This window comes from Aeromonas sp. s6 (assembly GCF_040907815.1).
In the GTDB taxonomy this organism is placed as follows: domain Bacteria; phylum Pseudomonadota; class Gammaproteobacteria; order Enterobacterales; family Aeromonadaceae; genus Aeromonas; species Aeromonas caviae.
This window is the reverse complement of sequence record NZ_JBFOCN010000077.1, coordinates 1-12801: the sequence shown is the minus strand read 5'-3', so window position 1 is coordinate 12801 and position 12801 is coordinate 1. Positions and strand designations below refer to the sequence as shown.

Here is a 12801-nt window from a genome sequence, read left to right as displayed (position 1 = left end):
GACATGACGAAACAAGGACATCCCGATAATGGCCCATAGCACCCGCTCCATGGGCATGCGCCGTCGGCGCAAGGAGACGGAGCCCGTCTCGGCCAAGCAAGCCTGCACCAGTTCAGGTGACAGCAGGTCAGACAGGGACTCAAACTTTCCGGGAGGACAGGCGTGAATGAAGTCGAGAGCTTGGTCGATACGCATAAAAAAATCCGAAACCCAACAAGGAGTTTCGGATTCTTACACAGCCTGAGGATCGGTCAATGGATCCTTAACTGATCGGCATTACGCCCGAAGGCGCCGTTTTTCATGTCCGTCATTTGACCGACGGGGAACAAGCCGCTGGCTTATTCGTCTTCCAGGTAGGCGTAGCCTTGCAGACCCAGCTCCAGCTCGTCGAGCAGGGCCTTGCGGGTCTCGTCGTCCAGCGCCGGGTGGGAGACGATGCGCTGGTAGTTCTCGCGGATCACGGACGGGTCGATGTTGACGTAACGCAGCAGCTGGTCGACGGTGTCACCACGCACCACGTTGCGGATGTCCATCTTGCCTTCTTCATCCAGCCACACTTCCGCGCAGTGGGTGTCACCGAACAGGTTGTGCAGATCCCCCAGGATCTCCTGATAGGCACCCACCAGGAAGAAGCCGACATGGCACTCTTCGTGCTCACCGTAGACCGGCATCGGCAGGGTGCTTTCCACCCCCAGACCGTCGACGTAGTGCTCCACCTGACCGTCGGAGTCACAGGTGATGTCCATCAGGATGCCGCGGCGGGTGAGCGGACGCTCGAGGCCGGCCAGCGGCATCACCGGGAACACCTGACCGATACCCCAGGCATCCGGCAGGGACTGGAACAGGGAGAAGTTGGCAAAGCACTTGTCAGCCAGTTTCTCGGAGAGTTCGTCGGCCAGGGCGCGGTGGTTGCGGTTGACTGGGTTCAGCAGCTCCTTGAGCGCCAGACAGGTGTTCTGGTGCAGCATCTCGGCCCAGGCACGTTGCTCCAGGTTCAAGAGGCCCATGGTGTACTGGGCGTTGACGTCACCGAGATCCGCCACGGAGTCGTGGAAGATCTCCAGCAGGGAGGGATCTTCCCCGCGCAGGTCCAGCCACCCTTTCCACATGTTCTGCAAGATGGTGGGCGCGTCCTCGTCCGGGGCGCTGATGTCGTTCACCTCCACCCCTTCGGCACCAATGATATTGGTGACCAGCACGGCGTGGTGTGCAGTCAGGGCACGGCCGGACTCGCTGATGATGGTCGGGTGCGGCAGGTCGAACTCGCGGCAGACATCGCCGATGCCCCAGACCACGTTGTTGGCGTACTCGGAGAGGCTGTAGTTCGCGGAGCAGTGGCTCTGGGAACGGGTGCCCTCGTAGTCCACACCCAGGCCGCCGCCCACGTCCACCACCTCGACCTTGGCGCCAAGACGGCACAGCTCGGCGTAGAAGCGGCCGCACTCGCGGATGCCGCCCTGGATGTCGCGGATGTTGGCGATCTGGGAGCCCAGGTGGAAGTGCAACAGTTGCAGGCAGTCCAGCTTGCCGAGGCTGCGCAGACGCTCCACCAGCGCCAGGATCTGGGAGGCGGAGAGGCCGAACTTGGACATGGAACCGCCGCTCGATTCCCACATGCCGGAGCCGGTGGACGCCAGACGGGCGCGCACCCCGATGTTGGGCTTGATGTTGAGACGAGCAGACTCGTCGAGCACCATTTCCAGCTCGGAGGGCTTCTCCACCACGATGTAGACCTTGTGGCCCATCAGGTTGCCCAGGAGGGCGTGGCGGATGTATTCGCGGTCCTTGTAACCGTTGCAGACGATCACGGAGCCTTGCTCATGATGATGGGACAGCACGGCCAGCAACTCGGGCTTGGAGCCCGCTTCCAGCCCAAGCCTCGGCTTGTCGCTGTAGGACTGACTGATGGTCTCGATGACGCGGCGCTGCTGGTTTACCTTGATCGGGTAAACGCACAGGTAATCCCCTTCATAGCCTGACTTTTCGATGGCCTGACCGAAGGCGTTGAACAGCGCATCGACCCGGCTCTTGAGGATGTCGGGGAAACGCAGCAACACCGGCGTGGTCAGCCCGGACTGGCGCAGTTGCTCGATGGCCTCGGACAGCACGATCTGAGCCTCGGGGCGAGACTTGTCGGGAGAGACGGTCACATGACCGGCGTCATTGATATTGAAAAAACCCGCACCCCAGTAGGGAACGTTGTAGACCTTCAAGGAGTCCTTGCTGGACCAGTTAGTCATGGGCTATGCCTCGCAAATGAGCGGCCGTGGGCCGCCTTCGTTACCCTCAATCACATCCAGACCATTGATTGCAAAATGCGGCAAGCCAGAGCGGCCTGCTGACGTTGGACCCGCAACGGAGCATGCTCCGCCACATCCTGTTCATTGCACATCGCGGCAAGCCAAGGCTGCCTGGTGGATCTTGGGAAGTAACGAGTCTTGATGTGGGGCTGGTGGCTTTACATCAAGCTCAACGGTATGCGGTAACACCTTGCCGGCGTACCGCGGTACTTTGATGACAATCGGCATCAGCCACGCCGTTTGTTCATCATTCGGCAGCTATCCCGACGGACAGGAGAGGGTTTCAAGGAAGAGAAGGGAAGACGTCAGCACGCATCGTGTTGATGGACGACAACCACTACGACCCGCTCAACGCCAGTGACCGCCCATGACAAGGGAGATGATGAGCCCGAAGCCCACTCGGTCAGCTGAAAGATGAGAGTCCGTTGTTCTCCCTGATACCGGAGCCTAACGGGTATTAAAGAAACCATTCCCCAGCAGTGTCTGTCGTTTCTGCGTGCCTCGCCCTATAGGCGTCATGATCCTGCGGGTCTGGCGGACACGGCCTGCGCAGGGTTGCCCTTGGATCGGCGCGGAGTGTACACACTTACCGCAGCCAGTGACAATAAAAAATCGTGTTAAAAAACGGGTTTTCATCAGGGGGCAAAATCTCGCTGCCAGCAAGGCGGGCTCTGGGATGGCGGGGGATGGGAGTGCGTGGGCGAGGCGATGAAAATAACCAACACGTCACGCTTTTTGGGTCACCCCTTGCCAGCGCTGGGCCGAGGGGAAATTCAGCTTTTTCGCAATTGCTTAACCAGTTTTTATTTTGGAATTTTTATGCAAACTGCCGAGCGATGATCCCTGCCCCTCCCCCTCGATGGCCCTCCTCTCCCCCATAAAGTCATCAAAAACTGCGCTGACGCAATAAGCGGCGCCGCCGTCTTGGCCACAATGACTCCTCTTTCGTGACCCGAGGCTTGCCCATGAACACCCTGCTTTCGCGCTTTCTCCACTACCTCACCTTTCATACCCGTTCCGATGCGACCAATCCTGCCTGCCCCAGCAGCGAGGGACAGCGCCTCTTCGCCCGGGCCCTGTGCGACGAAATGACGCAGATGGGGCTGAGCCAGGTCACCCTGGACGAGCATGGCTACCTCACAGCCTGCCTGCCGGGCAACCAGCCGGATGCCCCCGCCATCGGGCTCATCGCCCACATGGACACCGCCGATTACGAGGCCGAGTGCGTCGTTCCCCAGATAGTCGAGAACTATCAGGGGGGCGATATCTGCCTTGGCAAGGGGGACGAGGTGCTGGCCATCCGCCAGTACCGCTTCCTGAAAAACTACCTGGGGCAGGATCTCATCACCACCGACGGCACCACCCTGCTGGGGGCCGACGACAAGGCGGGCATCGCAGAGATCCTCACCGCCGTGGAATACCTGCAGGCTCACCCCGAGATCCCCCGTGGCGATGTCTGGGTAGGCTTTACCCCGGACGAGGAGATAGGGCGCGGTGCCGACCGCTTCCCGCTGGAGCGCTTCCCGGCCAAGTGGGCCTACACGGTGGATGGCGGCGAGCTCGGCGAGCTCGAATGCGAGAACTTCAACGCCGCCAGCGCCACGGTGCGCATCACAGGCAACAACGTCCACCCCGGCACCGCCAAGGGCAGCATGATCAACAGCCAGACCCTGGCCGCCCGCTTCCATGCCGCCATGCCCGCCGAGCAGACCCCGGAGTGCACCCAGGGGTATGAGGGCTTCTTCCACCTAGCCCGGATGGAGGGCACGGTGGAGGAGACCACCCTGCACTACCTCATCCGCGACTTCGACGATGACTGCTTCGCCGCCCGCAAGGCCCAGCTCAAGGAGCGGGTCGCCTCCCTGCAGCTGGACGCCCCCAAGGCGCGCATCACCCTGGAGATAGCGGACAACTACCGCAACATGCGCAGCCAGATAGCACCCCATCCCCACATCGTCGAGCTGGCCAAAGCCGCCATGGAGGCCGCCGACGTGGTGCCCAAGATCAAACCCATTCGCGGCGGCACCGACGGCGCCCGGCTCTCCTTCATGGGGCTGCCCTGCCCGAACCTGTTCACCGGCGGCCACAACTTCCACGGCAAGCACGAGTTCATCCCCCTGCAATCCATGGAAAAAGCGGTCGCTACCCTGGTGGCACTGGTGCGCCTCACCTCTGCCTGGCGGGCAGAGTAAGGGAGCAAGGACGGGGCTCGCCCCGTCATCAAACCGTCACCCAACCGACACACGAAAGGCACGCAGGGGCGTCAAGCTGGGGCAAAGTTCAGCGGAGCCTTGCCCATGTTCGACGTCGATACCCTGTTGGGGCAGCACCTGCCCCGCCTCGCCGGCCAGCCCCGCCTCCGTCCCCTGATGAGGCAGGGGCTGAGCTGGTTGCTGCACGAGGAGGCCTTCACCCGCTTTGCCGCGCGCCATCCCCACCTGCGCGGTCTGGACTTCGTCGAGCAGGCCCTCACCGAGCTCCACTTCGACTACCGGGTGAGCGAGGCCGAGCTCGAGCACATTCCCGCCAGCGGCCGGGTCATTCTTGTCGCCAACCACCCCATCGGCTCCCTGGACGGGCTGGCCCTGCTGCGCCTCATCGGGCGCATCCGCCCCGACGTCAAGATAGTGGCCAACCAGGTGCTGGCCCAGCTCGCGCCGCTGCGCCCTTTGCTATTGCCGGTGGACAACCTGGGGGGCAAGACCGACAGGCAGGCCATCCTCGCCATGAACGAACACCTTGCCGCCGACGGGGCCCTGGTTATCTTCCCCGCAGGCGAGGTCTCCCGCCTCGGCCCCAAGGGGGTGAAGGATGGCCCCTGGCAGGCCGGCTTCATCAAGCTGGCCCAGCGCAGCCGAACGCCCCTGGTGCCCATTCACCTGGGAGGGCGCAACAGCCTCTGGTTCTATCTCGCCTCCTGGCTCAACAAGCCCGCCTCCGCCCTGCTGCTGGTACGTCAGCTGTTTCGCCAGCAGGGGCAGACGCTGCCGGTGACCATAGGGGCGCGCATTCCCCTCGCCAGTTTTCAGGACCTGCCGGCCAAGACGGCGGCCCGGCTGGTGCGCGGCCACCTCTACCGAATCGCTCGAGGCAAGGCGGGACGGTTGCAGACCGAGGCCCCCATCGCCCTGCCGGAGGATCGCCGCCTGCTGAAACAGGCCATCGACGGGTGCGAGCTGCTCGGCCAGACCCCGGACGGCCAGCGTATCCTGCTCTATCGCCGCCACGAGCAGAGCCACTCTGTGATCCTGCGTGAGCTGGGGCGCCTGCGGGAGATCGCCTTTCGGGCGGTGGGGGAAGGCTCGGGCAAGCGGCGGGATCTCGATGCCTTCGACGATGACTATCACCACCTCATCCTCTGGGATCCCGCCCGCCTCGACATCATCGGCGCCTACCGTTTCGCCCCGGTGGCCGAACGGCTGGCCAGCAAGGGGCTGGATGGCCTCTACAGCCACACCCTGTTCGGCTTCGAAGAGAAGCTGCTGCCCCGGCTGGAACAGGCCATCGAGCTTGGCCGCAGTTTCATCCAGCCCGCCTACTGGGGCAAGCGGGGGCTCGATTACCTCTGGTTCGGCATCGGGGCCTATCTGGCCCGCTATCCCCAATACCGCTACCTGTTCGGGCCCGTCACCCTCTCCGGCAGCCTGCCGCCGGCGGCCAAGGATCTGCTGGTGAGCTTCTATCGCCAGCACTTCGCCCCCACCCTTGCCCTCGCCCCTTCCCGCCGCCCCTATCCCGCCACGCCGACGCTGTTCGAGGGGCGCGATTACGGGGATGACCTCAAGGTGCTCAAGGCCGGGCTCGACAACCTGGGCTGCGCCATTCCCACCCTCTACAAGCAGTACGCCGAGCTGTGCGAGCCGGGGGGCGTGCAGTTCATGGACTTTGGCATCGACCCGGACTTCAACCACTGCATCGACGGCCTGGTGTGGGTGGACGTGAGCCGCATCAAGCCCCACAAGCGGGCCCGCTATATCGGCCTCCCCGCCGGGGAAGCGCCGGCCACATCTGGCGACCGTTGACCGGGCGTCGCAACGAAAGAGGGAGGCCTGCGCCTCCCTCTTTCACATCATGGGTGATGCCGCCTACTCGGCTGCGGGTTTACGATCCGCATGGCCGAGATCCCGCTCCGGGGCGATGACATCCCGCACCCGCTGCTTGATCTCCTTGGCCTCGGGGAAGCCCTCGTCGGCCACCCTGTCCCACACCAGCACCCCGTCCACCAGGATGCGAAACTCCCCCTTGCTGGCGGGCACCAGGGCCACCTCTCCCAGTTCGCCGTCGAAGGTGGAGAGCAGCTCCTGGGCGAGCCAGGCGGCCCGCAGCATCCAGCGGCAGAGGGTGCAGTAACGGATTTCGATGCGCGGTTTCGCGAGGGGCAAATGGGTGTCTGTCATGGGGTGACTCCGTGAAAATCGGTCAACCAGTGGCGAGCGATGCGCTGCATGGTAGCCTGGGGCAGTTCGTGAAGGCCCGGGGTGGATGCCTGATGGGCCAGTTGGTGCACCCCTTCGATGATCTCCGCCAGCACCAGGTAGACATATTCGCCGATGACGGCGCCGTGGACGAAGTTGACCGCCTCCCCCCGGTTGAGCAAAAAGATGGTGCTGCCGTCCGGCCGGGTCAGGGCCAGCACATGGGGACACACCTCCTCGCTCGGCCAGGGCAGCTGGGCGAGGCTGAAGGCAAATTCGTCGTCGGCGGAGGTGACCGAGGCCAGCATGGCGCCGGGGCGCAGGGCCTGCAGATCGGTGATGTCGAGGGAGCCGTTGCCGGTGGAGCAGATCACCAGCTCGGCGCGGCCCAGGGCCTCGGCCTTGTTCACCAGCTTGAAGCCGTGGGAGAGCGCCTCCACCTGGCGCAGGGCATCCGTCTCCACCAGCTCCAGATGCAGGTTGCGACAGCGCAGTTCCCGAGCGATGCTGCGCCCCACCTTGCCATAGCCGAACAGGGCGGCCTGGCAGACATTGAAGGTACGCCTCAGGGTACGTGCGAGGGACTCCGCGGAGTAGACCACGCTCAGGCCGATCTGGATATCTTCCGCCTGCTTGAGGGGGCTGCGGGCCACCGAGATGACGGGGGTCGCCAGGGACTCCTGCTCATACCGCTGATGGCCGTTCTCGGTCATCTCCACCACCCCGATGAAGCGGGCGCCAAAGTGCTCGGCCAGTACCGCCTGGCTCTTGGCGAAGTAGCCGCCGATGTCGAGGATGATGAGCCGCTCGTGAGACATCACCAGGGGGGCAATCTGGGCGATCACCTCACCGGGATCCGAGGTCCAGTGGCGATTGAGGGGCAGCACGGGGTAGTGCTGCTGAGCCCAGGCCAGCGTCGGCCCGTGCACGGACTTGGGTTTGGGCAGGATGGCACCGACCCGGCCCACCCGATCGAGCACCTGGATGAAGTCGGGTCTGTCGGGAAGCAGGTGGGTCACCAGCAGGATGCAGAGATCCCCAAGACATCCCTGTTCGGTGAAATGGCGAAAAAACAGATGCTCAGATCCCTGACTGTGCAACTGTGGCCTCCTTAGCGTGCCGCGGGAAAGCAGGCAAACAGAACCCGGCATAGCCGGGTTCTGTGTGTATCCAGATAATTGAAAATCCTTTTTATCCGAAAGCACCATGGGTCTCAATCTTTATCTGTCCAGACTTTGACAAGCCCATCAATTTCTAAGGTAATAGCCTGTTTTTCATGCAGAAATCAGTAAAGTGACGCCTCTGGCCATACCCACCACAGACTCACTCCGGCACCGACGGCCGCCACCAGGATCAAGACCCCCCAGCGAGAGAGTCCCGGGCGCCCGTGCAGGGCACGTTCCAGAAGCGGCAACAGCCAGACCGGCAGCAGCACCAGCAGGGGCACTTCCACGTACTGCCAGGCGAGCATCTGCACGAAGGCGAGTGCCAGCCCCAGGGCGGCCGGGGTCACCTTGACCCCTGCAAAGGCGCCGAGCAGGGCACGGAATCCGGCAAACGCGGCCAGGGCACCCGTCAGCTGGGCGATGAGCAGGCTGCCATCGATGCCGATGACCAGCGCCAGCCAGATGAAGGCCAGGGCGAAGCCGAGCCCCTCCTCGCTGTCACCACGCCAGTTCGTCCAGCCAGACCAGAGGATGGCGGGCAGCAGGGCCAGCCAGATCCAGGGCTCGCTCGCCAGCACGGAGGCCAGCCCCTGCCACCACACCAGGGCGCCCAGCCCCCCGAACAGCGCGAGGGCGATCCCCTTGCAGGTACCCTGGGTCAGGGCGGGCACCAGCAGGGTCAGCGGCAGCCACTGCCACGCCTTGACCGGCAGGCCATAGGCACCGCCCAGCAGGCAGCCCACCAGCCAGATCCCCAGGGCGCCCCACAGATAGCCCAGCCGCGGCCAGCGCCACGACAGCAAAGCGGCCCCTAAAGGAGCCGCCAGGGTTTGAAGCAGGAGTGCTGCGCCCATTACTTGCGCACGCCTTCAACGAACAGGTTGATGGTCATCTCGTCAGGGATGTTCGGCACCATGTAGTTCACGCCGAACTCGCTGCGCTTGATGGTGGTGGTGGCGTTGAAGCCGCTGCGGTAGCCGCCCCAGGGATCCTTGCCTTCGCCGATGTGGACCAGGTCGAAGGCCACGTCCTTGGACACGCCGTGCAGGGTCAGGGTGCCCTTGAGCACGCCTTTGTCCTTGGTGCCTTCATAGCCGGTGCTGACGAAGGTCATCTTGGGGTACTGCTTCACGTCCAGGAAGTCGGGGCTGCGCAGGTGCTTGTCGCGGGCCTCGTGGTTGGAATCCACGCTGGCGGCATCGATTTCGAAGCTCGCCTTGGCCGCCGCCGGGTTGGCGTCGTCCATGCTGAAGGTGCCACTGAAGGTGTTGAACCGGCCTACCAGTTCGGAGAAGCCGAGGTGGCCCACCTTGAACTGGACTGTGGTGTGCGCTGCATCGACATCGTAATCGGCAGCCATCAGGGGAGCCGCCATAAACAGGCAAGAGGCCAGCAGGGCCTTGGTCATTTTCATTCCGATCGTTCCTTCATTGGGGGTTCACAACGGTGTCCAAAATGCTAACCTCCTATCGAGAATAGATAATCATCGATTTATTAAAATAATTATCAACCGAGAGTGGAATATGGATCAGATAGCCGCCATGCGCACCTTCATCAAGGTGGTGGAGTGCCAGAGCTTCACCAAGGCCGCCCATCAGCTCGGGATCTCGGTCGCCATGACCTCCAAGCTGATGCAGCAGCTCGAGGAGTCCCTCTCCACCCGGCTGCTGTCGCGCACCACCCGCCAGGTCAATCCCACCGAGGCGGGCCAGTTCTACTACCAGCGCTCCCTGGCCCTGCTGGCGGAGCTGGAAGAGACCCACAGCCAGCTCACCCACAACAACCAGCAGCCCCAGGGCACCCTCAAGCTCTCGGTGCCCATGGATTTCGGCTACCTGCACCTATCCCCCGCCCTGCCCCTGTTTCGCGAGCGCTACCCGGACTTGAAGCTCGAGATTGAGTACAGCGACCGGCGGGTGGCCCTGGTGGAGGAGGGGTTCGATCTGGCCCTGCGCATCGGCAACCTGCCGGACTCCTCCCTGGTGGCCAAGCCGCTCGCCATGATGAAGATGGTGGTGTGCGCCAGCCCCGACTACCTGGCCCGCCGGGGCAGGCCGAAGACCCCGGAGGATCTCAAGCAGCACGATTGCCTCATCTACACCCTGACCCAGCCGGACTGGGTCTTCAAACGGGATGGGGAGGAGCACAGCATCCGTCCCCAGGGGCCACTTCGCGCCAACAACGGGGTGGCCCTGACCCGGGCCGCCTGCGACCACCAGGGCATCATCTTGCAGCCCACCTTCATCGTGGGGGATGCGCTGCGCTCGGGGGCGCTGGTCCCCTTGTTGCTGGAGTGGGAGAAGGGGCAGGTGGGGCTCTATGCCCTCTATCCGCACCGCCGTTTCGTGTCGGCCAAGGTGCGCTGCTTCATCGAATTCGTGCAGGAGCGCTATCTGGCGCCCCACTACTGGGACAGGGAGACCTGAGCCCGGGCTCAGGGGGTGGGCATCAGCTCGGCCACCAGCAGGTGATCCTGCTGGCTCATCTGCCAGCGTGGCAGACGCTGGCGCAAGGCGGCGAGCTCGGCCTCCCCCAGCGCATAGGGCAGGGTGACGTGCAGGCAGTGGCAATCCAGCATGGCCGCCAACTGCATCATCAGGGCGAGGTTTGCCTCGTCGCTCTTGTGCTTGTTGATGCGCTTGCCGAGCTCGTGGCGAAAGTGGGTCTCGGGATCCTGAGTCATCGCCTGCCAGCCGTAACCAAAGAGCGGGATGAAGGCGCTGACGATGCCAAGGGCGGTGAGGGGCCGTTTGGGCGGGTGATAGAGGGCGTTGAGATCCAGCAGGATGGGGCTTTGATGGGGTTCACGACTGCCGGATAAAATAGTATTGCTCATTGGATTACCCTGTTGATTCCTCTAGACTTCGCCGCATATTTGACCTGCATGCCAACGAGGTGCTGATGCTAAGCGATATCGAGATCTCCCGCCAGTCCCCCCGCCTGCCCATCGCCGAGGTGGCAGCACAGCTCGGCATAGCGGCCGCCCATCTCCACCCCCACGGCCATTACAAGGGCAAACTCGACCTCGCGCTGCTCCATCACGCCCCCGCCCGCGAGCCCGGCAAGCTGGTGCTGGTGAGCGCCATCACGCCCACCCCCCTTGGGGAGGGCAAGACGGTCACCACGATCGGCCTCTCCATGGGGCTCAACCACATCGGCCAGCCCAGCATCGCCACCATTCGCCAGCCGAGCCTCGGCCCCGTCTTCGGGGTCAAGGGGGGCGCTGCCGGGGGCGGCATGGCCCAGGTGGTGCCGATGGAGGAGATGAACCTGCACCTCACCGGGGATTTTCACGCCCTCACCGCCGCCCACAACCTGGCCTCTGCCGCCCTGGATGCCCGCCTGTTCCATGAACGCAAACTCGGTGACCAGTTCAGCGCCAGAACCGGCCTGGCGCGGCTCGATATCGACCCGGCCAACATCCTCTGGCCCCGCACCCTGGACATGAACGACCGGGCGCTTCGCCACCTCACCCTCGGCCAGGGCGGCGCTGCCGATGGTGTCGAGCGCCCCGATCGCTTCGTCATCACCGCCGCCTCCGAGCTGATGGCCATTCTGGCCCTAGCCAGGGATCTCAAGGACTTGCGCGCGCGTATCGGCCGCATCCAGCTCGCCCTCGACCTGCGCGGCAAGCCCATCACCGCCGAGCAGCTGGAAGTGGCGGGGGCCATGACGGTGCTGCTCAAAGACGCCCTCAAGCCCACCCTGATGCAGACCACGGAGCAGACCCCTGTGCTGGTCCACGCAGGCCCCTTTGCCAACATCGCCCACGGCAACTCCTCCGTCATCGCCGATCGCATGGCGCTGGGTCTTGCCGACTACGTGGTGACCGAGGCGGGTTTTGGCTCCGACATGGGGCTGGAGAAGTTCTTCAACATCAAGTATCGCCAGTCCGGCCTTCCCCCCGCCTGCGTGGTGCTGGTGGCCACGGTGCGCGGCCTCAAGGCCAACAGCGGCCTGCTCGACATCCGGCCGGGCCAGCCGCTGCCGGCCAGCCTGCAAGGGGAAGATCTGCCCACCCTGACAGCGGGGTGCGCCAACCTCGCCTGGCATATTCACAACGCCCGCCGTTACGGGGTGCCCGTGGTGGTCGCCATCAACCGCTTCCCCACCGACAGCGACGCCGAGCTGGCCCTGCTGGAGGCGGCGGCGCGCCAGGCCGGTGCCTGTGGCGTCGCCCTCTCCCAGGCCTTCACTGACGGTGGCGCGGGTGCGGCGGATCTGGCTCACGCCGTGGTGGCGGCCTGCAAGCAGCCCAGTGAGGTCAGGCTGCTCTACCCCGATGAGATGAGCCTTGCCGCCAAGCTCGCCACCCTGGTGGAGTGCGGCTATGGCGGCCGGGGCATCACCCTCTCGGACAAGGCGCGCCAGCAACTGGCCAGACTCTCGGCAGAGGGCCAGGATCACCTGCCCATCTGCATGGCCAAGACGCCGCTCTCCATCAGCCATGACCCGGCCAGGAAGGGCGTGCCGACGGACTTCGAGGTCCCCATCGAGGAGGTGAAACTCTGCGCGGGGGCAGCCTTCGTCTATGCCCTGGCGGGCCCCATCATGACCATGCCGGGCCTGGGCAGTCTGCCGGCCTATCGCCATATCGACATCAACGATGACGGCGACATTGTCGGCCTGAGCTGACGGCGCCCAGGTCCAGCCAGAAACGACAAGGCCCCGCCGATTGGTGGCAATGCTGATCAGTTAAGGATCCATTGACCAATCCTTCTGCTGTAGGACAATCCGGAACCAATCACTGGTTCCGGATTTTTTATGTCTATTGCAAACGATCTGAACGATGTTGTTGAGGCATCTGGCGACATGCTGGCTCGGCTGGCCATTTTTGCCGACCATATTCCCGACGAATGGATTACTGCCGCTGCCGCCTTGTCTGAAAAGGCCACTATCCGCCGACGCCGCTTACCTTCT

At 63.9% G+C, this 12801-nt stretch carries 11 protein-coding genes and 1 pseudogene; 5 read left to right on the top strand and 7 right to left on the bottom strand.

Annotated features, from left to right (window positions below; genetic code table 11):
- Together AB5Y50_RS12105 and speA are read right to left on the bottom strand one after the other, a co-directional pair.
- A partial coding sequence (locus AB5Y50_RS12105; protein ID WP_368162519.1) for a transposase domain-containing protein occupies positions 1–195 on the bottom strand: 195 nt, incomplete at its 3' end.
- 143 nt (positions 196–338) lie between these two features.
- Entirely contained in the window at positions 339–2240 is a 1902-nt protein-coding gene (speA, locus tag AB5Y50_RS12100; protein WP_042882536.1) for a biosynthetic arginine decarboxylase, read from the bottom strand.
- Positions 2241–3265: 1025 nt separating this feature from the next.
- Here speA and pepT point away from each other — a divergent pair.
- Both pepT and AB5Y50_RS12090 read left to right on the top strand, forming a co-directional pair.
- A complete protein-coding gene (gene pepT, locus AB5Y50_RS12095; RefSeq protein WP_103859316.1) occupies positions 3266–4492 on the top strand; it encodes a peptidase T in 1227 nt (408 codons plus the stop codon).
- 105 nt (positions 4493–4597) lie between these two features.
- On the top strand, positions 4598–6322 hold the full coding sequence (locus AB5Y50_RS12090) for a lysophospholipid acyltransferase family protein (protein ID WP_180911562.1): 1725 nt from the start codon (positions 4598–4600) through the stop codon (positions 6320–6322).
- Between the two features lie 63 nt (positions 6323–6385).
- Here AB5Y50_RS12090 and AB5Y50_RS12085 read toward each other — a convergent pair whose 3' ends face one another.
- From AB5Y50_RS12085 to AB5Y50_RS12070, 4 genes are all read right to left on the bottom strand, one after another.
- Positions 6386–6697 carry a SelT/SelW/SelH family protein gene (locus tag AB5Y50_RS12085; protein ID WP_010674179.1) on the bottom strand — a complete coding sequence of 104 codons (312 nt, stop codon included), beginning with the start codon at positions 6695–6697 and terminating at the stop codon, positions 6386–6388.
- On the bottom strand, positions 6694–7815 hold the full coding sequence (locus AB5Y50_RS12080) for an adenosylhomocysteinase (RefSeq protein WP_103859297.1): 1122 nt from the start codon (positions 7813–7815) through the stop codon (positions 6694–6696). Before AB5Y50_RS12080 ends, AB5Y50_RS12085 begins: the two co-directional genes overlap by 4 nt.
- A gap of 185 nt (positions 7816–8000) precedes the next feature.
- Entirely contained in the window at positions 8001–8735 is a 735-nt protein-coding gene (locus AB5Y50_RS12075) for a hypothetical protein (RefSeq protein WP_052815820.1), read from the bottom strand.
- The gene (locus AB5Y50_RS12070; RefSeq protein ID WP_010674176.1) at positions 8735–9295 is read right to left on the bottom strand and encodes a YceI family protein; all 561 of its coding nucleotides are present in this window, start codon (positions 9293–9295) and stop codon (positions 8735–8737) included. Before AB5Y50_RS12070 ends, AB5Y50_RS12075 begins: the two co-directional genes overlap by 1 nt.
- 109 nt (positions 9296–9404) lie before the next feature.
- On the opposite strand from AB5Y50_RS12070, the gene AB5Y50_RS12065 reads away from it, so the two are divergent.
- Positions 9405–10307 carry a LysR family transcriptional regulator gene (locus tag AB5Y50_RS12065; protein WP_039038856.1) on the top strand — a complete coding sequence of 301 codons (903 nt, stop codon included), beginning with the start codon at positions 9405–9407 and terminating at the stop codon, positions 10305–10307.
- 8 nt (positions 10308–10315) lie between these two features.
- Here AB5Y50_RS12065 and AB5Y50_RS12060 read toward each other — a convergent pair whose 3' ends face one another.
- Complete coding sequence (locus AB5Y50_RS12060; RefSeq protein WP_010674174.1) at positions 10316–10717, bottom strand: hypothetical protein; 402 nt, start codon at positions 10715–10717, stop codon at positions 10316–10318.
- Positions 10718–10782: 65 nt separating this feature from the next.
- On the opposite strand from AB5Y50_RS12060, the gene AB5Y50_RS12055 reads away from it, so the two are divergent.
- Together AB5Y50_RS12055 and AB5Y50_RS12050 are read left to right on the top strand one after the other, a co-directional pair.
- The gene (locus tag AB5Y50_RS12055; RefSeq protein WP_052815821.1) at positions 10783–12516 is read left to right on the top strand and encodes a formate--tetrahydrofolate ligase; all 1734 of its coding nucleotides are present in this window, start codon (positions 10783–10785) and stop codon (positions 12514–12516) included.
- A 129-nt stretch (positions 12517–12645) separates the two neighbouring features.
- Positions 12646–12801, top strand: a pseudogene (locus AB5Y50_RS12050) (IS4 family transposase); the annotation flags it as partial.